This window comes from Tianxiuia mixotrophica (assembly GCF_050596425.1).
Classification (GTDB): Bacteria; Bacillota; Clostridia; order Peptostreptococcales; family Acidaminobacteraceae.
The window spans coordinates 973,182-995,087 of record NZ_CP192292.1; the positions used below are offsets into that span (position 1 = coordinate 973,182).

Consider the following 21,906-nt stretch of genomic DNA (forward strand, 5'->3'; position numbering starts at 1 on the left):
GTTTAGTGTTTAAGTCATTATTTTGCTAAGAATGCCTTTAAATTTTGATAAGACCAAGTGGTCATTGATGGTGGAAATTTTTAAAAGGCACTTGGTTTAGTTGAGCTGAGCCTCAATTTCACTAGCAAAAGCAAGGGCATCTTGGTTGGAAGAATGAGACAAGATTAAAATTGTTGTGTTTTTATCGAAATTGCGTTTTGAAAGAACAACAGGACCATCCACATCACTTTCTAATTCAAAATGGTGTTCTAGGTCGTTTATCGTATCCACCCATTCATACTTGCTAATTTGTGGGGAATTTTCACTTTGCAGGCTTGATTCGTAGTGAAGGGCCATGTCAGGTGATTTTGCAAGCGCGCTTAGATCACCGCTTCGGTGTACCACAATATCGTTCTTAATGACAATGGCAGTGCCATCAAAATTTGAGTTTTCGCGAAGGGTATCAATAAAATTGCGGATGTCCATGGCCATTTGAGGAACGTCTAAGCGAAAGGCTTTTTCTTCTTCTGTGTAGTTCACCTGGTCCTGGATAGGAAGAATTTCGGTGAGGGGCACTGCTGAAACGTCTTCAGAATCAGCGTAGGCTGTGGACGTGGTCAAACAAAATAGGGCGAGAGTTATTATTATTTTCTTCATGTGTTTCATATGTAATCTCCTTTAGATTAGATTCTAGTTCACTTGGGCACTTTGACAATAGAAGTATGGCTCATCTTAATCATATGATCATATGTAAGATAAGACTTTGCTTTATTTTTCAAGTGGCTTCATTGAGCCAGGCCAAGTGAAATCAAATTCACAAAAATAAGTCACTATGCCTGAACCGCTTACAAACTGCATAATTAATCAGACGTGCGACTATATATCAGGCAACTTCTGTGATTATACCAAATAAAAAGGTAGAGAATTGACTTCGTAACAGGATTGAAATGAAATAGATATGAAAGTGTCATACCGTAAAACAAATGCAATGTAAGGGTTACTACTAGCTAGAGTTCGGGTAGGAAAAGAAGAGATAATTCTTAAAATTTAGAAAGGCGTGAAATGATGAGAACATATATTGGACTGGATATAGGTGGTACAAAAATACTGGGATCTCTATACACGGAAGATGGCATCTCTTTAAGACGGGTCAAGAAAAAGACCAAGGCATCTGAAGGCATTGATAGCGTGCTCAAACAAATCTTCAAAGTCATAGATGGTCTTATTGAAGATCAAGATGAAAAAATAGAACTGCTGGGCATTGGAGCAGGATCGCCTGGAATTATCAAAGATGAAAGGCTGGTTAGTTTTTCACCCAACATTCCTTTTAGGGACTTTGATTTAGGAGAAAAAATTGTAAAACGTTATAATGTTCCATTTGTTCTGGGCAACGATGTCAATGTTGCCATGTATGGTGAATGGAAGGCAGCTCATATTGTTGATGCGAAAAATGTACTGGGGATTTTTGTTGGAACTGGGGTTGGAGGCGCCATCATAATCAATGAGAAGCTCTATGTGGGCAAGGGGGGCGCAGCAGAGTTTGGGCATATGGTGGTCAATCCAGAAGGGGCCTATTGTGGATGTGGGTCACAGGGCTGTCTTGAAGCCTATGCATCGAAAACAGGCATACAAAGTGCCATAAGAGGTCAAATTAGAAAGGGTAGAAAAACAGTCCTTGAAGAATACTTGAAATCAGATGGTGCAGTTATCAAAAGTTCCAGCTTGAAGAAGGCCTATGAAGCTGAAGACAGTTTGGCAGTAGAAGTCATTGACCGGGCGGTTTACTATTTGGGCCTTGCCATGGGCACACTTTTAAACCAGTTCCATCCTGACCTTGTCATACTTGGGGGTGGCATAATGGAAGCCCTGGGTCAAGACCTAATTGAGGGTATAAAAACAGAAGCCAAGCGGCATGTTATGCCAGGGCAGATGGATGGTGTTGTGTTTGAACTTTCTCATTTGAGTGATGATGCTGGCATTTATGGCGCCTATGAACTGATACGGGACCATTTGACGAAATAGATGTCATTGCAAGGACAGTTAAAAATATACAATGTTTGTAGCCTTTTGCTCAGGGTATGAAATTACCAGGAGGGGAAGGGTATGAAAAATATTATGTTTTGGGCAAATGTGACGTCATACATAGTGCGGCTGGTTCAAGTGGAGTATGATATGACCTATGCTGTTAAGGCGGCGTCGTTAAAATACCACGTCTCAGAGTCAGAAATTCTAAAGCACTGTGAACTTGATCAAGATACAAGCTTAAGAAATTGAGTCCATTTCAATAGGGCTCAATTTTTATGTGCCCTTTCATTTGCGCTTAATGTGTTTAAAATGACCAGAACATAGGAGGGATTACCCTTTATATGTGTGTTTGACATAACAAATAATACGTGTTAGAATTCATTCGGAGTCGAACGAAAGGAGGAAAGAGTATGAGTGGTTGCTTATTAGGATCTATGAGACAAATTGTTCATCTAGGTGATCAGTACATAGCAAGACGATTGAAAGAAGAAAATTTGCCCATTCTAAGTGCCCATATACCGCTTTTTTATATTCTTCCCCAAAACGGAGACGGCATCCTCTTTAACGAGCTTTGCGAAAAATGGAGTAAGTCAAAGTCATCTTTGTCAGATATTATCACCAAATATGTAAATTCAGGACTTATAAAACGCTGTGAGTGTCAAGAAGACAAGCGAAATATCTATATTGCCATGACACCTCAGGCTCAAGAAATTAAGCGTGTCTTAGATAAAATTTGTGGTGAGATCAATGAAATTGTTTTTGGGAAGACACAACCCCAAGACATTGACACTTTCATGAAAATTATTGAAAACATGCTATCAAGAGGAAAAGAAGTGCTTTAGCCGAGGCAAAAGTGTTTTTTTGCCTATTTTGTTCGTTCTCGAACGAACAAAATAAAACAAGAAGCAAAATTTGAAGAAACGTGGAGGTTTATTATGAATCAAGTTATTGACGTGTTAAAAGCCAGACGGACAACAAGAAAATTTGAAAGTGAACAGATTAAGAACCATGAGTTAGAAGCGATACTAGAAGCGGGTATATACGCGCCAAGTGCTCACAACATGCAGCCATGGCACTTTACTGTCATTCAGGATACGAGCCTTTTAAATCAATTAAATATTGACGCCAAAGAAACGGCGAAACATTCAAAAGATGAAATGATCAGAAAAATGGGTGAAAATGAAAAGTTTAATATTTTCTATAATGCCCCAACCATTGTGCTGGTTTCTGGGAATGAGTCTGCAATGATGCCTGTTGTTGACTGTGCTGCGGCCACACAAAATATGCTTATTGCAGCTGAATCATTAGATGTGGGGGCCTGTTGGAATGGCATGGTCAGCTTTGCCCTCAATGGCCCTAAAAAGGATGCGTATATGGAAAAACTAAAAATTCCGAGCGGATACAAGCCATACTATGCCTTGGTTTTAGGCTATAAGGCAGTTCGTGCAGCCAATGCACCCAAAAGAGCTCAAAACACAATTCAATATATCCGCTAAAAAACAGCCCCTAGAAGAAGGTATTCACCTTCCGCTAGGGGCTGTTCTATTTTACAGTAATTTTAGACTTTCCAGACACCATCAAGGCTTCTGGGGTCTTCTTCAAGCGCATTTGAAAGGGCTTGATTTGTCCGACTTCGTTCTAGGGAAAAACTAAGTAGAATTAGAACGGGGCCAATCATCATGCCTAAAATTGAAACCACATACATGGCTTGTGAAACTCGATCTGGGAAGAGGTAGCGGTACATCTCATACCCATAGAATTCACAAGCAAAAAAAGAAATGCAAATGATTAAAGTGATAAGAGCCAGTCTGATTTTTGCTCCAAGGCTGTCATATTTAAACAGCATGACCGTTACGATAAGAAGGGCCAAATATAAGTAATGAAAGCCCATTTCATGGGGCATGTATATAAGCATTTGTGTGGTTACAGCGATGTAGGAGGCTGTTAAGGCAACCAACTTGGATAGCTTATAGTGCTTGTAGTTATAAGCCAGTCGTGCACATATTAGTCCCAGCCCACAAAAGAATTGTGTAATGGATGCCCAAAATGCACCGTAGTACATGAATAGAACTGGGAAGGCAAAACAGTAAAAAATACTTACATCAATATAAGTTTTCAGTAAAAGGATAGAAGTGTCAATGGGTGTTCTGGTAGAAGAATGAATTTTCATCAGGGGCCCCTTTTCTTCACAGTTACAATGGATAAGAATAGACTATATTTCACTTAATCTGAGCGACTTGCAAAATATCATTTAAGAACCGTCGCTGTACTATATAGAATTTCTATAATACACCGTCTTACATATTAAAAAAGTCTTTTATGTGACATAATCGCTTTTATTCTACATTTTTCTACAATATTTTTACCCAAAAACCTCAACCAATACGACATGTTTTTTTAGTGGTTTTAGCATTATTGTATACAATTATTCATTGAAACATGTATTTTCTTGTGTTATTATGAATTAAAATTCGTGAGAAAGGTTCGGAAATGGTCTAGGAGGTAGATATGATTCGATTGGTAGCAGAAGGCGTATTCATTAAAGATGGTCTTGAGATAATAAATGAAAAAGAAAGCATGTCTAGTAAAGAAGTTTTAAGACGAAATACAATCACATACGATATTCTAAGTGGTCACAACACCAGTGGCAATGATGACCAGCTGGCCATACGATTTGATGCCATGGCATCTCATGATATAACCTATGTGGGTATTATTCAAACTGCAAAGGCCAGCGGAATGAAAACATTTCCGATTCCATATGTTCTAACAAATTGTCACAACAGTTTATGTGCTGTTGGGGGCACAATCAATGAAGATGATCATATCTTTGGTCTAGCCGCAGCAAAAAAATATGGTGGCATTTATGTACCAGCCCATCATGCTGTCATTCACCAGTATATGCGTGAGGAAATGGCGATCTGTGGGGGCATGATTCTTGGGTCTGACTCTCATACGAGATATGGTGCTCTGGGAACCATGGCCATTGGTGAAGGGGGACCTGAACTCGTTAAGCAGTTGATGAAGCGAACTTATGATATTGCCTATCCAGAGGTGGTTGCTGTTTACTTGGAGGGGAAGCCTCGCAAAGGTATTGGCCCTCAAGATGTTGCATTGTCAATCATTAAATCAGTTTTTGAAAGTGGTTTTGTAAAAAATAAAGTCCTAGAATTTGTGGGACCTGGCATAGAAAATCTAACAATTGATTTTAGAAATGGCATAGATGTTATGACGACCGAAACGACATGCCTAAGTTCCATATGGTGTACGGATGAAAAGGTCAAAGACTTTTATAATATGGTCGGTAGGCCCGATGACTATAAGCATTTAAAACCCCGTGACACAGCCTACTATGACGGTATGGTCCATGTGGACTTGTCACAGGTAGAAGCTATGATTGCCCTTCCCTTCCATCCAAGTCATGTTTACACAATTGCTGAAGTGAAGGCGAATGCAAAAGCTATATTCTCTGAAATAGATAGCAAGTTTAAAAAAGAAAATCCGCATTTGAATTTTGAACTGGGACTTTCTAAGAAAGTGACTTCCCAAGGGGTTCGTGTCGATCAAGGCATTATTGCAGGTTGTGCTGGTGGCACGTATGAAAACATCGCCAAAGCAGCATCAATATTGACAACGGCAAAGAAAGTGCCGGGCTTTATAAGCACAAGTGTTTATCCTGCCAGTGAAGCTATACATTATGAACTTGTTAAAAATGGATCAACAGGCAAGCTCATAGAAGCGGGCATTCCAATGAAAACAGCTTTCTGCGGTCCGTGTTTTGGAGCCGGTGATGTGCCAAGTCACCAGGCTTTGAGTGTCCGACACACAACCAGAAATTTTCCGAATAGAGAGGGCTCAAAACCATCTGATGGACAAATTGCATCAGTTGCCCTTATGGATGCCCAATCTATTGCAGCAACGGTTGTAAGTGGTGGGCTTCTCACAGCGGCAACAGATATTGATTTTGAAGATGTCGATGTGGCATATAGCTTCAACCCCTCTATTAATAAAAACAAGGTCTATAATGGATTTGGCAATCCTGATCCAAGTGTGGAACTGGTTTATGGTCCTAATATCACAGATTGGCCACAAATCAGTCCATTGGCTGATCATGTTCTTCTTAAGATGGCATCAGTCATTCATGATGATGTTACAACAACCGACGAACTCATACCGTCAGGGGACACATCATCCTATAGGTCAAACCCGCTAAAACTGGCTGAATTTACCTTGTCTAGAAAAGATCCTGCCTATGTGGAACGTGCAAAGGCAGTACAAGCCCTTGAAAACAATAGGCGGGACTTGGTTTCTGGAAAAACAGATGTCTTAGATGATGATTTAAGGGACCTTGTCACAAAGGCTATGGGCGTTGAGTCGAAGGCGGATATTCTAAATACCCTGTCCACACTAAGTGTTGGAAGTGTGATCTTTGCCAATAAACCTGGAGACGGTTCAGCAAGAGAACAAGCGGCTTCTTGTCAGAGGGTTCTAGGGGTTCTAGGCAATATCGCAGGAGATTATGCAACAAAACGGTACAGGAGCAATGTTATAAACTGGGGGATGCTCCCTTTCACAACCGAGAGCAAAGATTTCCAAGTGGATGACATCCTTCTTATAAAAGATATAAAAAAGATGGTTTTACAAGGGCATGAAAAAGTGGAGGTCCTCTTATTTAGAGGCAGAGAGCAGCATAATCTTACCTTGAAATTAGAAAACTTGTCGAGGGAGGAAAGAAAGGTTATTCTTGAAGGCTGTTTAATGAATTTCTATGCGAGCGAATTAAGTGAATAGATGGCTGGAAACCTGATATAATAGAAGTGCATAGCACTTCTATTATGCTTGTAGACAAACTTTGAAATCCTGTCTTGCAGGATCAAGTTTACAACAAGCTGGTGACACATTCAGGAGGTATCAATGTACGGATTGGTATTGCAAGGCGGCGGGACGAAAGGCAGTTATCATATTGGCGTTTGGAAGGCCCTTAGGCAACTTGGCATTGAAATCGGTGCTGTGACCGGAACTTCAATAGGGGCTTTAAACGGGGCTTTCATAGCGCAAAACATGTTTGATGAAGCCCTTGGGGTGTGGGAAAACATTAAGGTTAATGATGTTATTGACACCGATGAAGATGTCTACTTAGATTTTATGAATTTTGATATAAATTTGAATAAAACAGAAAAGTATTTTGAATACTTTAAAAAGGTTGTAAAAGATAAAGGTCTTGATGTTGCACCATTAAGAAATTTAATTGAAACCCATCTAGATGAAGACACGCTTAGAAGTAGTGGGATAGACTTTGGACTTGTGACAGTATCATTGACGGATATGAAACCCATGGAGCTTTTTGTAGAGGATATACCAAAAGGAAAGCTAACGGATTATCTACTGGCATCGGCCTTCTTACCAGGCTTTAAGCCTCAGGAACTAGACGGCAAGCGGTTTGTTGATGGGGGCGTTTATGACAATTTGCCAATTCACTTAATTACCCAAAAAGGCTATAAGGACATCATTGCTGTAGAAATGGGATCTGTGGGGTTTGTTAGACGCGTTAAGGATTCTGATTTGAATATTATTAAAATCCAGCCGTCGGGCGACATTGGTAAAATGTTGCAGTTTGACCAATACACGGCCAAGAGAAATATTGATATGGGTTACTTAGACACTATGAAGGTTTTTGGTCGCCTTAAGGGAGAAAAATATTATTTTAAAACCTTGCCAGAAGAGGACGTCTTTTTAAAGGCCTTTCAATCCCTAGAGGATGATAATATTATGAAAATGGCCGCCGATCTGGGTATATCAGAGGGCAATCCTAAAAGAATTCTTTTTGAAAAGCTTATTCCTGAGCTGGCAGCTATGTTTGACATGGACATAAAGGCTGGATACAGGGAGATCACCTTAAAGATGGTTGAGTACCTTGCGAGTGTGCTGGAAATTGAAAGATTGAAGGTATATGACTATGAAGATTTTGAACAAAAAATACTGGAAGTCGTGAAAGATAGAAGCACCACACTAACCTTCTTTAAAGGCATGCCGGCTTTTTTGAAGAAGACATCCCTCATTAAGTTCACAATGAAAGATGACATACTCATCCACTGGGCACAGATTATCACTGATTCCTACTTAGAAAGAGTGCGCGACTAGGGGTGTCAGACATGGGCAAGGATAGCCAGTGAAGTTGTTCAAGTGGTATATAAGTATGGTAATAGAAAATAAAAGAATATTTTAAATCAGACGCTTTCAAAATTATAGATCTTTGCCCTTACCAGACCATATGTAGAATTTTAAATCCTAAATATTTATATATGGCATGGTGAGGGTTCATGAATGATATTTTGCAAGTTGCTCAAATAAAAATGCTGACATCCAGTTTTGGATGGTCCAGCATTTTTTTCTTTTTCCACTTACAAAGCAGTGGGGGACGTGATGACGACGCAAGATCGTTAAAATATAGTCATTCGTTCACAAAAAGTTATCAAAGTCATAAGAAACATTTCAGTATTCGTCCAAACCCCGTTCATAATTTAGGAATAATATTATGAAGGACATTAAAGTGGGATCACTTATCATGAAAGGTAAATCAGTGTGTTGATCAAGTGCCCGTATAGAAAGAGAGGGGTTCAAAGTGAAAAGAAATAGATCGGTAAAGCGTTTGATCATAGGTGTTGTGGTGACAGCACTCATTGCTTCAGTTTCATTTACAACAGCGAGAAATTTAATGCTTATAAAAGAGAAACTCCAAGTACAAATGCAGGAATATGGGAGCACAATTGTTGATCAGGCCATACATAATTTTGAGAACATACATGGCAGCCAGACTCTAATTGATGATCTTTTGAGCAAGAATATCGAAGTGGCCCTTGATTCAATCAATTTGATGGATGAAGACATGTTCAAAAGTATTGATCAAAATGAACCCAATGCGGGTGAAGAAAGTGCTCTTGATGAGTTCAATCTTATTGCCCCAAGTGGAGAAATTGTATATTCCAACATAGCCAGCAATATAGGACAAGTTTTAGATAAAAGCCATCCTGTTATGCAAGTTTTCTCGTCAGGGACAAATAGAATGATTGAAGACATTCGTAAGAGTTCGACAGATGGAAACTTTTATAAGTATGGCGCAATAAAAAAAGGAAATATGGTCATTCAGGTTGGTGTAAATGCCAACAAATATATGTCTTTGAAGGACAAGACAAGCATGGCTCATGTGTTAGGCAGTATTGCTCAGAGTGAGGATATAAATTACTCAGCCTTTTATGATGCGAACGGCAAAAAGCTAGCGAGCTCAGAGACGTCAATGACTCAGACCTTTGATGAAAAAGTGAAGACGGCTCTTTTAGGCAAGGCGGCTGGTGGATTGGTTGTTTCTGATGCTTATGGTCCAACCTATGAAATTGCTAAACCGGTTTATGACCAGGATCAAGAACTTATAGGTGTTGCAACCTTAGGGCTTTCCCTTGACAAAAATACAGCGGCTTTTGCAGAGATCATTCGGACCACTCTCATAGAAGTCATTCTTTCCAGTCTGCTTATTGCTGGCTTGCTCTTATACATTATAAATAGGCTGCTTGCTCCACTGAAAAGAGCGCAAAACGCCCTTGAGATTATGGGCAAGGGTGATTTTAGAGTGGAAATTTCAAAAGAAGACCTTGAAAAAAATGATGAATTTGGAGATATGACACGGTCTCTTAACAAAATGCAGGAAAATGTGCGTCGTCTAATTGATACTGTACAAAACAATTCAAGCCAAGTGATGGCTTCGTCAAAAGCCTTATCAGAGTCCACAAATGAAGCCAATGTAACAGGGGCAAGTATTGCAGATGCCACAGATCAAATAGCAAGAATGGCAACGGAACAAGCTGATCATATAACTAGAATTGTATCGGGGGCCCATATACTTGGCACAGAGATTGAGAGCACTGGTCACCTTGTAAATGGAGCCTATGAACTTGCTGAACAAACTAATAAGCTAAGTAAAAAAGGCCAAGACATTATGTCTGTTTTACTCAAGCATAATATGGAAAACAACGATAAGTCTGACCAGGTCACAAGGGTTATTGCTCAGGTTCAAAATTATGTTGTGGAAGCAGAAACCATCATTGAAATTATCAATAAGATTGCCAGCCAAACCAACTTACTCGCCTTAAATGCATCTATTGAAGCGGCAAGAGCGGGAGAATCTGGTCGGGGATTTGCCGTTGTTGCTGATGAAATAAGAGCGCTGTCGGATGAAACTGCCAAAGCGACAAAAAATATTGAAACCATTATTGAAAATATCCAGCATCATACTGGGCAAGCGGTGCAAACAATTCACCAGATGGATGACAGCCTCAAACAGCAAAATGAGTCTATCGAATCCACTTCCGACATTTTTGAATCCACTTCTGGGGCCATAAACAATCTAAGTGGAAAACTGAGTGAAGTGCAAGAAAAAGCACAGGTTCTAGAAGGCGGAAAGAATAAAATCATAAGTGCTATGGACTCTATATCTGCCACCATACAAGAAACGTCTGCAAGCACTCAAGAGGTTTCAGCCTCAATGGAAGAGCAAACGGCTGTTATTGCAGATGTTGATGTTCATGCAAATACTTCAAGAGATCTTGCTGAGTCCATGAATAAAGCCTTGTCTAAATTTACAGTATGATACGTGAAATATACCATAAGAAATTCATTGATATACCGCTCAGACTTGTTTTGTGGCATAATGTTCTAAAGCGAACAACTTGCAAATCGTTCACATATAAATTATTGTAATGAAGTTTTGCAAGGACAAAACAAAATAAGAAATGGATACTTTTAAAAGTATACTAGGTGAGTTTATGAATGGGCATGTTTTAAACACCCTATATGAAAACAAGATCAACCATGCATATGTTATTAAAGCACTTGAAGACAAGATGGCGACCACGGTATTTGAGTTTAGAAGCACTGAAACCCCAGAACTGAGTTATGCTGCCATATGGCACGAAGATAATATTGTGTCACTTTTTGGTGATAAGGTATGGTGCCAAGAATGTTTTCACCAGTATTTGGGCTACTACAGTTTTTACGATATAGACCCTGGACTGATGGAAGCTTTGTGTGCGGATGCAGACATGAGAAGACTTAGTAACTATGATTTAGAAAACCATTATTTAATGCGTCTAGACCATAATGGGATAAAAGAAATTGTAGATCGGTTTAAGGCGCTAAACAGGGGCGATCGGTGCATTAAAGAAGTTAAGACCATTCAGAATACGACACGCTACCAGTATTTAGAAAGAGATGGTCGAATACTGGGGTCGGTTCTTTTGGAAAAAATCACAGAGAATGTCTTTGTTATTTCTGAAATGTTGATTAAGAAACCCTTTAGAGACAAGGGCTTTGCCTTTGATTTCATATCACGTCTTCTTGGAGGAAGAATCCCACCAATTACAAACGGTGTTGAGAATGAAATTATTCTCCATGTGGATGTGAAAAACACACCTGCCCTAAAACTATATAAGAAGCTTGGATTTAAAAAGGTCGGTGCTTACCAAAATCTTGTTCATAAAGATGATTAGTTTTCAACAAGTGATGTCGTGAATAATGGAGGATAATCTTACTATATTATGATATTATAATATAGTGAACCCTAACATAATGGAACAATAACGAGGTGACTTATGAAAAAACCAATTAAACTGTATACTGTAACAGGATTCTTAGGTGCGGGAAAAACCAGCTTTTTAAAGCATGTTCTTGAGCGTTCTGGTGATGCTAAAGTTGGCGTGATACAAAACGAATTTGGGAAAATTGGAATAGATGGTGACATCATTCGAAAAGATGGAATGGAAATGATCGAGATCAATCGTGGGTCTATCTTTTGTTCTTGCCTACAATTGTCCTTTATAGAAGCGCTCCAAGAAATGGCAGATAAAAATGTAGACTATCTTTTTGTTGAGGGGTCCGGTCTGGCAGATCCATCCAATATGAATGAAATACTAGAAGCACTTCACTCGGTCAAGCCAGAGGCCATGGACTACCGTGGTGCCATTTGCATTATAGATGGTGCACACTTTTTAGATCAACTAGAAGAAATCGAAACTGTAGAAAAACAAGTTCGTCATGCTCAAATGGCTATTGTTAACAAGTCGGATTTGATTGAAGATGGCACAAGGGCAAAAATTCACAGTGTCTTAAATGATCTAAAATCAGATATAGTCATTAAAGAAGCAGAGTATGGTGCGTTTGATTGGGACTTCATGAAAGAAGACCTCATGCATTTAAGTTCTATAAAGTTTGATGAAACGTCTAACAAGGAAGAAAACAAGCCCAAAACCCTCCATTTAACCACTCAGGAAATCATAGATAAAAACAAGCTGATTGATTTCATTGATGCAATCAGTCAGGACTGTTACCGTATTAAAGGATTTGCAAAGCTAGTAGATGGATGGCAACAAGTGGATGTGGTGGGACGCCGAGTTGATTTTAAACCGATCCCAACTCGGGATGAAGAAACACGCCTTGTATTCATTTCCAAAATAGGGCCTCAGGTGATCAAACCAATCTTCTCGCACTGGGAAGAGTCCGTAGGCACAAAAATGAAACTCAGATAAATGGATGGCAACCTCCCATACGCTTAAGGACTTTTCAAAAGACTCTTGAATCGAACTGGTTGCAAAGTCTTAAAAAAGTCTAGAAATCGGATGTTTATCTTAATGATCTTTTAAGGCTTTTTTCAGCCCCCATTAAGGACAAGACCTTATTATGATTACATAAATGATGAAGCGTTCTAAAGGAGGACACTATGCTAATTACAACAACACCTACACTAGAGAATCAACCAATAAAAGATTATTTGGGCATTGCCAATGGAGAAGTTATTATTGGTATAAATGTGATTAAGGATTTTACAGCAGGGCTTCGTGATATTTTTGGTGGCAGAAGTGCGACATACGAAAATGAGCTTGTACGTGGTCGTGAAGAAGCCATTCAAGAAATGAAATCACGCGCTAAAAAAATGGGCGCCGATGCTGTTGTTGGCGTAGATATTGACTTTGAAGTGCTTGGACAGGGCGGATCAATGATGATGATCGTTGCCACGGGCACAGCCGTTAAGCTATAGCATAAAAGAGCGTTGGCAAATGGAATCATAGATTCTATAAGTCAACGCTCTATTTTTATTTAAAAGGAATAATATTTGCCCCAGTCTCAGATTCGTATAAGGGGCGAGGTGATTAATCAATGACAATATCCAAATTCTTTAGAGAGGCCAATGTGTTCACCACGGCAAATATAAGAACAGCTGCCAAATTGGCTGTTGTGCTGTCTTGATCAAAACGTGGAGACACTTCAGCAATATCAAAACTGATAAATTTGCCACTCATCATAATGTATTTGAGAATTTTTATAACTTGTTCTGGGTGGAGTCCAACGGCCTGTGCTGCGCTGACTCCAGGGGCGTAAGCCGCAGAGAAAACATCAGAACAGATTGTCACATAAATTTGGTCATGAAGCTTTAGAAACCTATCCACTTTATCAAGGATCGGCCAGATGTCTTGATTTACCATATCCTTAGCAAGAACATACTGGACCCCTAAGTTGTTGGCCGTTTTAAAAAGGGCCAAGGTGTTGCTTCTTTTCTGTATGCCCAAGCACATATAGCCGTAGTGGTCACCACTTTCCTGGCAGATGTCTGCAATTTGCCTAAACATAGTTCCAGAACTGCCACCATTTGGATAGGGTCTTAAATCAAAGTGGGCGTCGAAATTTATTATGCCCAGCTTGTCTTTTCTATCTATTGATGCGTTATAGTCTTTTATGCCACAGTAGTGACCAAATGCTATTTCGTGGCCACCCCCTAAAACGATAGGGTACATGTTTCTTTCTAGAATTTTTTTCACTGTTTGTGAAAGTATTTCTTGTCCCTTTTCAAGTTCGATGTCGTGGCAGTAAATATTGCCTGCATCAAAGAGTCTTACATCTTCTTTAAATTGGCAGGGTAAGTTGGAAAGTTCCTTGCGTATACTTTTTGGCCCTTTGGCTGCGCCAGCGCGGCCTTTATTTCTTGTAACACCATCATCACAGCAGAATCCAATAAAGCAAATTGCCAGTGCACCATCAAAGGGCTTAGCAGATTCATCGAGTAGATCAACCGGTTCAATCCATTGATGCCAGCGGAATGCGTCATAATCGTCATGGCTGTCAATTCGACCTTGCCATACATTTGCGTCTATTGGATGATAATGTGTTTTCATTCTAATCGCCTCCATAGTGTAACTTATATCCGGATGAACAGTTCATTATAACGGCTTATCGTCTTTGAAAAGTCAATGACAACCTGATACTATTAAGTGTGTGATTCACTGAAGATCCATTATGGTTTAAGAAGACATATCATGAGAATCGTTTATAAAGTTTGCTAAGTAATAGATATTTTAGAATCGTAAGTTCTATAATGGGTATCTTGGTGACGTGGATCCTTAATTTTGCAAGTTGCTTTTCTAAATGTATCATAATTGAATGTCAGTACAGGAAATAACATGGTGAGGATAAGACCACCAGGGCCGTGTGCCCTTACAAACCAGGAGCAAAATATGAACGAGTTTATGTACATTATATTTAAGACCCATTCAGATGGTATGGCTATGGAAAGAAAGCTAAAAGCAGCGGACATTGATCATGAAATTGTTCCAACCCCCCGCCAATTTTCCACAAGTTGTAGCATATCTATTAGAATAGATGAAAAAGATCTAAGAGAAGTTCAGGCCATTCTAGCCTATAGCCCAACTATTAATTCTCGTGGCATACATAAAGCGAAAAAACGTAAAAAGGGACTTTTTCGTAGAAAATAATATATTTTTTAACGAAAAGTATTTGATAATCGTCATATAAATAGAATTGGTTCGTAAAAGATCAAACAGAAAATAAATCACTCATCTCATCTTTTCTATACAATTCCGATGATATTAATACAGTTTAAAAATATGAGCATGTGGTATAAAAACCTCTCAAGCCTTTAAATGTTAATAATTGCTTAAGCGTTGTCAAATAGACGTATATTCTTCAAAAATGGAATAAATTTTAAAAGAATTGTCGAGATTCCTTGAAAATAGTGTTAGAATGAATTAAAATAATATTACATTTTTTAACATAGTTTAGGAACTCATTTTTCTTAGTTTGAAAATCGTCAAGTAATAGAGTCAGACGTAAAATACGAATACGGGGGTATAGGCATGACACATGCAAAACGATTGAACAAATTGGCTTATGAAATGAACAACTTTGTACGCAAGCATTATAAAAGATTTGACAAGGATGAATACAGATTGTCAGATATTGAACGTGAAATCATATTACATATGTACTATAATCCAGGCATTTCACTTAAAGAAGTGAGCAGTCATTTAGATGTTCCAGGCAGCACTCTTACAAGCGCCCTAGATAGACTGGAAAGAAAAGGGCTGATGACTCGGGTCAAAAAGGAAGATGATAAAAGATCATTTAGACTTATGCCGACAGACCAAGGGGAAACAATGCTTGAGAGAAAAGAAGTCCTTCATGAACGTGTGTTCACAGACCTTTTAAGTGTTTTGAATGCGGAGGAGCAGGCGCAATTTGTAGACCTAATGGATACAGTTCGTTCTAGATTGAAAGACAGATTTCCATATTAAGCTATTCATGGCAGGGCACATGGTCCGATGAATAGGCAAACTAAGATAACTTTATAGATGAACAGCTCCATAGTGAGCGCTAAAAATCCGTTTGGTCAACCAAACGGATTTTTTTACTTTATTTTATCTATTTAACTTTTTATGTTAGACATGGAATGTACAATATATGTTTGAATTCTCAGCATTTGGGTAAGAATATCCAAGTGCAAGTTGTATGAACAGTCCGATCTAGGGTTGCTTTTTTGCAAGTTTTTCTATTATACGTGGATCATTTTTTCGAGTACACTTCGGACAGGGTGATGTTTCAATGTACTCACACAATTCGTAGTGCCCACCTTCTATTGTAAGTATATAACCACCTACAAGACTCTTTGCAACCTTCTTTCTGGCATCGTTGTACAACCTTTGAAAGGTTGAACGGCTGACACCCATAATATCCGCACCTTCATGTTGCGTGTGGTCTTCCAGATCCATAAGACGTAGTGTTTCAAGCTCTTCTAAAGTCATATGGATGGAAGTACCTGCCGAGGATTCATGTGATGGCCCGGTCGGGTGAAACTCCCTGAATTCGGGCATCTGACAAATCCGGCGTGGTTTTGTCGGTCTAGCCATATTTCCGTACCTCCTTCCCTATATCGTATCAAAAAAAACCTTTGATGAAAAGAAGGAGTGTGTCTCCACATGCAAGTTAGTGGAGGATAGCTTTCAAAACAGCGATAAGACCAATGCCAACAAGCATGACGATGGCTAAAGGGAGAAACAAGGCAAAGGATAGTGGAAGTATAGCAAGAACCACAAAAGCTCCTATAAGGCCAATGGCAATTCTTAATATTCCAAAACCCAGTGCAAGGGTTACTTTTAAAACAATAAATAAAAATAACAGGGCAAATAGTATCTCAAACATGATATAGCCTCCTTTGATATGTGAATACTCTATGTTTATAATGTACGCCTATTCGATTAAATCTGTCTTTAACATTCATTAGAATTCCATTAAAAGATTTCATCTGTATTGCTTCCGGGCAGGTCATGGAAATAGAGTTTACAAATGATCGGCTTGCAAAATGTCATTCAAGAACACTCGCCAGGCCATATATAGAATTATTATTCTTAAATATATATGGTAGGGCGAGTGCAAGGATTTATAATTCTGCAAGCGCCTAAAATAATAGAATGGAAGATATAAAAATGGAATTGAGGATATAAATATGATGGAGTTAACATCGATTTAATCAAGCGATTCAAGTATTTTAATACAATATTATGGAATGAGATAAAGAAATAAGTTGATGAAAATTCATAGTCTAAGATGTGCAACCAATCGATGGGAAAAAATCACAACAATATACACAGAATTACATACACAGAATTACATACGCAGAACTGCGTGTGACAGGAATAGGAAGAGGGGCTTTTTATGAGTCAAAAAATGGCGGCAGTGGCCTATATCGGATCAAGGGTTCTGCAATTTAGAATAACAGAGGACGGAAAAGAAAGCATCAGAGAACTTGAGTTTATGGAGAGTCCATCAGACCTGGGACACCAAACATTTTCAACGGGACGAATACGCTATGAATCAGTGGAAACCCTGTGTGAACGCGTTAATGACTTTAAGATCCTCGCCAAGGCCTATGACATTACAGACATCAACTTATTTGCGACGACGGCCCTGCGTGATGCCATAAATAGATATTACATACTGGATCAAATCAAAATCAGGACAGGTCTTGATGTGGAAATTATAGAAGATGCAGAAGAAAAAAAGAATGTTTTATGACCGTATTATTCAGCATGTGGAGTCCCATGATGCCCTAAAAAACAAGAATGCTGTTATTTCATATATTGGTACGGGAAGTATAGGCGCCACATATTATGACTCCAGCCATATTGTACACACTCAGAATATTCCCCTGGGCACATTAAAACTGAGAGAGTCCTTAGGGGATAAATATAGGGAGTCTTCGGATTTTTATATATTCATGGAAGAGTATTTGAGCAATCCCCTCCAGCTCTTTAGCAGAAGTCTTCCAAATAGCGGTATTGAAAATATGATTGTTTCTGGAAAACAAACGGATCTATTGACCAAACTCTTTGATATTACTCTTGAAGAGGAAGTGGGATTTATAAGCCGGGAAGATTTTCTTGAAAAATATGATGAGATAAAACATGATACACCTGAGCAAATCGCCTATGAGCATGAACTTCGTCTGGCCGAGGCCGAACTGTTACTTCCTGCGCTTTGCATTTATAAAACCATATTTGAAATGACAACAGCCAAGACAATGACAGTTATTCAAATGAAGTTTTCAGACACCCTTTCCTGGAAAATCCATGATCCTAAGGACTACAAGGAGAGGATTCTTATATTCAGAGACCACACGGTGGCTTCCAGTCGCTATATGGCCCAGCAATACAATTATGATGCCAAACATTCAGCGGCTGTTGAGGAAAGGGCTCTAGAAATATTTGATGAAATAAAAAAATACATGGACTGGGTAAGAAAGATAGGTTGCTCCTTCAGGTCGCAGCCATTATGCACAGTCTTGGCGAGTTTGAAGGCACGGAAGTCTACCAGCAAATTGTGTACGATATGCTTAAATGTTTTAATATAGTCGGTCTCAGACAACAAGACATGATTGTGATTGCAGAAGCCAGTTTTAAGGCCATGCATCATACAGATGAAGGAGATTTCATTGAACCAACACTATCAAAAGGACAACAAATCAAGATTACTAAAATGGCTGCCATTCTTAAAGTGGCTGAAGCCCTCGACATCAGTAGAAAGCAAAAGTTCAGAAAAATCGATATCAGCACATCAGGGAAAAAACTCAGATTTTATGCAGAGTGTGGACAGAACTTCATCCTTGAAGAATGGGGATTCGCAAGAGCCTCTATCTTCTTCAGAAGAATCTTTGGCATTGAAGCAAAACTCTCGGTTAAGAGGTGTTACGATGAGTTATCCTAATGGGTCTAAAAAGTACATAAACAGAGAAGTGTCCTGGCTTGATTTTAACTATAGGGTTTTAGAAGAAGCACAAGATGAAAGTTCCCGCGTTATGGACCGCTTAAAGTTTCTGGCCATTACAGCATCTAACTTAGATGAGTTTTTTATGGTGCGTATGGCCGGTATTCTCGACCAAATTGAAGTGGGGTATGAGAAGAAAGACCCCGCAGGCCTTTCTCCCAAAGAGCAAATTACCTTGCTTTCAAATATGTGCCATGACATGGTTCATAAGAAATACACCTGCTTAAACAAGTCTCTATTGCCAGAAATGAAAAAGCATGGTGTGGAAATTTTGTCTTACGATGATGTGGCCAAGGATCAGAAGAAGTATATAAATGATTTTTTCGAAGAGGTTGTCTTTCCGGTTATAACCCCTATGGCTGTGGACAACAGCCGTCCTTTCCTCCTTTTATCAAATAAGAGTCTAAACCTAGCGGTTAAGCTCATGATTGATGACGAGATTAAGTTGGCTGTGCTTCAGGTGCCTTCTGTCATTGATCGTTATATGCGTATTCCCGGAGAAAACAGGCATTATATACTCCTAGAAGAAATCATAAAGGCCAACATTAAGAGTCTTTTCAAGGGATTTGACGTTCAGTCTGTTTATGCATTTAGGTTAACAAGAAATGGTGACCTTGCCATTGATGAAGATGAAGCTGAAGACCTACTTATTGAAATAGAAAAATCCATTAAAAAACGCAAGTGGGGAGCGCCTGTAAGGCTGGAATATGAAAAGCATATGGATGACGATATCCTGACATATCTTATGGACAAGCTTGACCTTCATGATGATGATCTTTATAAAATCAATGGCCCGCTCGATCCAACCTTCTGGATGGATTTCTCCTTTGAACCAGAGTTTTCAGACCTACGTGCAGAGCCTATGCGGCCTCAACCAGCAGAAGATTTTATTGGGTATGAGAACGATATTTTTGAAGCCATTCGAAATGGAGACAGTCTCATGCATCATCCATATGAAAGTTTTGATCCAGTTGTGGCTTTTGTCAATCAGGCGGCCAGAGATCCAAAGGTTCTTGCTATTAAGCAGACACTATACCGGGTCAGTGCAGATTCTCCGATCATCAAAGCCCTCATTCAGGCCGCTGAAAATGGAAAGCAAGTCACAGTTCTTGTGGAACTCAAGGCTAGATTTGATGAAGAAAACAATATTATCTGGGCAAAGCGCCTTGAGCGTTCCGGGTGTCATGTGATTTACGGTTTGGTTGGCCTTAAAATACACTGTAAGACAATACTGGTAGTCAGACGAGAAGAAGATCAAATAAGAAGATATGTCCATCTGGGCACAGGCAATTATAATGACTCAACGGCTAAACTTTATACAGACCATGGGTATTTCACGTGTAGGGATGCCTTTGGGGCAGATGTGTCAGCCCTCTTTAATCTCTTAACGGGCTATGCCAAGGAACCAAAATGGAAGAAACTTGCCGTTGCCCCTGGTAATCTGCGCCAGTTTTTCATGAAGTCCATTGACAATGAAATCAAATTGGCTCGTAAGGGGGAAAAGGCGAAGATTATTGCTAAAATGAACTCTTTAGTAGATGAAGACATAATCAACAAGCTCTATGAAGCCTCCCAAGCGGGGGTTAAAATCACACTCATTGTACGTGGGATTTGTTGCTTGCGTTCAGGCATAAAGGGGCAAAGTGAGAACATAAAGGTTATCAGCATAGTGGGAACCTTCTTAGAACACAGTCGAATCTACTATTTCCATGATGGTGGAGAAAAGCGGTATTATTTATCAAGTGCTGACTGGATGCCGAGAAATCTCGATAGACGGGTGGAAACCCTCTTTCCGATTGGGCCAGATCATTTAAAGGAAAAGCTGGATGAGATGATGGACATAACGCTTCAGGATAATGTGAAGGCGCGCATTCAAAACCCTGACGGGTCATATAGCCCTATTGACAGGGAGGGTGAGCGCTATGAATCCCAAGTTGTATTTCATAAAATGGCCAAGCGTATCGCGAGGGAAAAAAAAGAAGCCCTCATGCAAATGCGTTCTTAAACCTGATGTTTTATATGCTAAAAAATAGGAGACCCATATGTGGAAAAACATATATGGGTCTCTTCAATGGTTAATACAAGTAAACTTTTGTGTAGTTTTGTCATCATTTTGTTACTCTATGTATAATATATGACGAAATGGTTATGATTTGTTTACAATAGCCCCGCATTAATTGCGGCTACAATTATGTGTGTGCTACTATGAGATAGAGATGTAGCAAGATTATATCAAGGAGGGCATTATGCTAGATTTATTTTCGAACCTGAATCCAGTGGCAACTGGAATTGTGGTGACTATTTTTTCAATTTTAATACTAACAGTTATACTCACATTCGTTATTAAAAGAAAGTACTCAACAATCATTCAGGACCTAGAGAGTCCTGAAAATAGAGCCAACGGTGTGTTCGCAGAACATGCACTGAACAAAATGGTTGATGACTACCATAAGGCTGTAGAAAACAATGTTGATGAAGTCAACACATATGCAATTATTGAAAAGCATATGGCAAAGAGCTTCAGTGGATATGCTGTTGCAGAACGAATTGCATCAAGATCGATTTCCCTAATGGTTATTTTAGGTCTACTGGGTACATTCTATGGCTTAACACTCTCTATCGGAGAGATAGTTACCTTGCTGGGCTCAACAAAGGGCAGCATTGTAAATGATATGACACCAATTATTGATGGACTTATGAGTTCTCTTCAAGGCATGTCAGTTGCATTTGTAACGTCGCTTTGTGGTATTGGGGGGTCTATTATTGTAACTCTAATCAATATGGCATTCAGCATTCAAGCAACAAAAGACCATGTCTTTGTGTGTGCAGAAGAATACCTTGACCACTATGCTGGCAAAAAACGTGGTGGCGCAGTGGTTGCAGGTGCATCTGTTGACCTTGGCCTAGACCAATTTGGCGACAAGCTAGAAGAAAACCTTAAAGAACTTACAAGCGCACTAAGCTACAAGCTCAGCACTGTGGCGACAGAAATGTCAAACACAGCTGAGTCCTTGAATGGTTCCATTGGTAAGTTTGATGAGAGCATTCAAACATTTGCGGAAAACACTAGAGATTTCTCAGAGTTTAATCATGACTTAAGATCAAATATCCAGCGTATGAATGTATCTTTTGATGACTTTTCAAACTCCATTAAATCAAGCACAAAAGAACTGAAAAACGGACATCAGGTCCTAAGCAACACCCTTGAGGTTATTGGTAAAGAAAGAACAAAATAGGAGGTAAGCC

General features: G+C 39.3%; 22 protein-coding genes. 17 read left to right on the plus strand and 5 right to left on the minus strand.

The features are described 5' to 3' along the window. Positions 1-96: 96 nt before the first annotated feature. Positions 97-645, minus strand: coding sequence for a hypothetical protein (locus ACQ4KW_RS04405; RefSeq protein ID WP_430885322.1), 549 nt, complete (start codon positions 643-645; stop codon positions 97-99). A gap of 396 nt (positions 646-1,041) precedes the next feature. Between ACQ4KW_RS04405 and ACQ4KW_RS04410 the strand changes: the two genes are divergently transcribed. The 4 genes from ACQ4KW_RS04410 (at position 1,042) to ACQ4KW_RS04425 (ending at position 3,500) form a co-directional block, all read left to right on the plus strand. Then, the gene (locus ACQ4KW_RS04410; RefSeq protein ID WP_430885323.1) at positions 1,042-2,001 is read left to right on the plus strand and encodes an ROK family protein; all 960 of its coding nucleotides are present in this window, start codon (positions 1,042-1,044) and stop codon (positions 1,999-2,001) included. Between the two features lie 81 nt (positions 2,002-2,082). Continuing rightward, positions 2,083-2,253: a hypothetical protein gene (locus ACQ4KW_RS04415; protein ID WP_430885324.1), complete on the plus strand. Its 171-nt coding sequence runs from the start codon at positions 2,083-2,085 to the stop codon at positions 2,251-2,253. A 161-nt stretch (positions 2,254-2,414) separates the two neighbouring features. Beyond that, positions 2,415-2,846, plus strand: coding sequence for a MarR family transcriptional regulator (locus ACQ4KW_RS04420; protein ID WP_430885325.1), 432 nt, complete (start codon positions 2,415-2,417; stop codon positions 2,844-2,846). 93 nt (positions 2,847-2,939) lie between these two features. Continuing rightward, positions 2,940-3,500 (plus strand): nitroreductase family protein, encoded by a 561-nt coding sequence (locus ACQ4KW_RS04425; RefSeq protein WP_430885326.1) that lies wholly within the window; start codon positions 2,940-2,942, stop codon positions 3,498-3,500. Between the two features lie 62 nt (positions 3,501-3,562). Here the strand turns inward: ACQ4KW_RS04425 and ACQ4KW_RS04430 are convergent, their stop codons facing one another. Next, positions 3,563-4,174 (minus strand): hypothetical protein, encoded by a 612-nt coding sequence (locus ACQ4KW_RS04430; protein WP_430885327.1) that lies wholly within the window; start codon positions 4,172-4,174, stop codon positions 3,563-3,565. 338 nt (positions 4,175-4,512) lie between these two features. Here ACQ4KW_RS04430 and ACQ4KW_RS04435 point away from each other — a divergent pair, with 338 nt between their 5' ends. From ACQ4KW_RS04435 to ACQ4KW_RS04460, 6 genes are all read left to right on the plus strand, one after another. Continuing rightward, a complete protein-coding gene (locus ACQ4KW_RS04435; protein WP_430885328.1) occupies positions 4,513-6,795 on the plus strand; it encodes a hydratase in 2,283 nt (760 codons plus the stop codon). Between the two features lie 123 nt (positions 6,796-6,918). Next, positions 6,919-8,145 carry a patatin-like phospholipase family protein gene (locus ACQ4KW_RS04440; RefSeq protein ID WP_430885329.1) on the plus strand — a complete coding sequence of 409 codons (1,227 nt, stop codon included), beginning with the start codon at positions 6,919-6,921 and terminating at the stop codon, positions 8,143-8,145. Positions 8,146-8,626: 481 nt separating this feature from the next. After that, the gene (locus ACQ4KW_RS04445) at positions 8,627-10,645 is read left to right on the plus strand and encodes a methyl-accepting chemotaxis protein (protein WP_430885330.1); all 2,019 of its coding nucleotides are present in this window, start codon (positions 8,627-8,629) and stop codon (positions 10,643-10,645) included. A gap of 142 nt (positions 10,646-10,787) precedes the next feature. Then, complete coding sequence (locus tag ACQ4KW_RS04450; protein WP_430885331.1) at positions 10,788-11,543, plus strand: GNAT family N-acetyltransferase; 756 nt, start codon at positions 10,788-10,790, stop codon at positions 11,541-11,543. A gap of 102 nt (positions 11,544-11,645) precedes the next feature. Next, positions 11,646-12,578, plus strand: coding sequence for a CobW family GTP-binding protein (locus tag ACQ4KW_RS04455; protein WP_430885332.1), 933 nt, complete (start codon positions 11,646-11,648; stop codon positions 12,576-12,578). 191 nt (positions 12,579-12,769) lie between these two features. Then, positions 12,770-13,087 carry a YbjQ family protein gene (locus ACQ4KW_RS04460; protein ID WP_430885333.1) on the plus strand — a complete coding sequence of 106 codons (318 nt, stop codon included), beginning with the start codon at positions 12,770-12,772 and terminating at the stop codon, positions 13,085-13,087. Between the two features lie 112 nt (positions 13,088-13,199). Here ACQ4KW_RS04460 and hutG read toward each other — a convergent pair whose 3' ends face one another. After that, positions 13,200-14,219 carry a formimidoylglutamase gene (gene hutG / locus ACQ4KW_RS04465; RefSeq protein WP_430885334.1) on the minus strand — a complete coding sequence of 340 codons (1,020 nt, stop codon included), beginning with the start codon at positions 14,217-14,219 and terminating at the stop codon, positions 13,200-13,202. Positions 14,220-14,558: 339 nt separating this feature from the next. Here hutG and ACQ4KW_RS04470 point away from each other — a divergent pair, with 339 nt between their 5' ends. Next, positions 14,559-14,816: a DUF3343 domain-containing protein gene (locus tag ACQ4KW_RS04470; RefSeq protein WP_430885335.1), complete on the plus strand. Its 258-nt coding sequence runs from the start codon at positions 14,559-14,561 to the stop codon at positions 14,814-14,816. A gap of 381 nt (positions 14,817-15,197) precedes the next feature. Beyond that, a complete protein-coding gene (locus tag ACQ4KW_RS04475) occupies positions 15,198-15,635 on the plus strand; it encodes a MarR family winged helix-turn-helix transcriptional regulator (RefSeq protein ID WP_430885336.1) in 438 nt (145 codons plus the stop codon). Positions 15,636-15,863: 228 nt separating this feature from the next. Here ACQ4KW_RS04475 and ACQ4KW_RS04480 read toward each other — a convergent pair whose 3' ends face one another. Together ACQ4KW_RS04480 and ACQ4KW_RS04485 are read right to left on the minus strand one after the other, a co-directional pair. Next, positions 15,864-16,247, minus strand: coding sequence for a DUF134 domain-containing protein (locus ACQ4KW_RS04480; RefSeq protein ID WP_430885337.1), 384 nt, complete (start codon positions 16,245-16,247; stop codon positions 15,864-15,866). Positions 16,248-16,323: 76 nt separating this feature from the next. Beyond that, entirely contained in the window at positions 16,324-16,539 is a 216-nt protein-coding gene (locus ACQ4KW_RS04485; protein WP_430885338.1) for a hypothetical protein, read from the minus strand. A gap of 513 nt (positions 16,540-17,052) precedes the next feature. Between ACQ4KW_RS04485 and ACQ4KW_RS04490 the strand changes: the two genes are divergently transcribed. The 5 genes from ACQ4KW_RS04490 (at position 17,053) to ACQ4KW_RS04510 (ending at position 21,896) form a co-directional block, all read left to right on the plus strand. Next, on the plus strand, positions 17,053-17,412 hold the full coding sequence (locus ACQ4KW_RS04490) for a hypothetical protein (RefSeq protein ID WP_430885339.1): 360 nt from the start codon (positions 17,053-17,055) through the stop codon (positions 17,410-17,412). Next, positions 17,384-18,247 (plus strand): hypothetical protein, encoded by an 864-nt coding sequence (locus ACQ4KW_RS04495; RefSeq protein ID WP_430885340.1) that lies wholly within the window; start codon positions 17,384-17,386, stop codon positions 18,245-18,247. Before ACQ4KW_RS04490 ends, ACQ4KW_RS04495 begins: the two co-directional genes overlap by 29 nt. Next, on the plus strand, positions 18,226-18,600 hold the full coding sequence (locus tag ACQ4KW_RS04500; RefSeq protein WP_430885341.1) for a hypothetical protein: 375 nt from the start codon (positions 18,226-18,228) through the stop codon (positions 18,598-18,600). Before ACQ4KW_RS04495 ends, ACQ4KW_RS04500 begins: the two co-directional genes overlap by 22 nt. After that, positions 18,587-20,665, plus strand: a complete 2,079-nt coding sequence (locus ACQ4KW_RS04505; RefSeq protein WP_430885342.1) for an RNA degradosome polyphosphate kinase — start codon at positions 18,587-18,589, stop codon at positions 20,663-20,665. The genes ACQ4KW_RS04500 and ACQ4KW_RS04505 overlap by 14 nt, the downstream gene beginning before the upstream one ends. A gap of 241 nt (positions 20,666-20,906) precedes the next feature. Further along, a complete protein-coding gene (locus tag ACQ4KW_RS04510; protein WP_430885343.1) occupies positions 20,907-21,896 on the plus strand; it encodes a hypothetical protein in 990 nt (329 codons plus the stop codon). Positions 21,897-21,906: the final 10 nt, after the last annotated feature.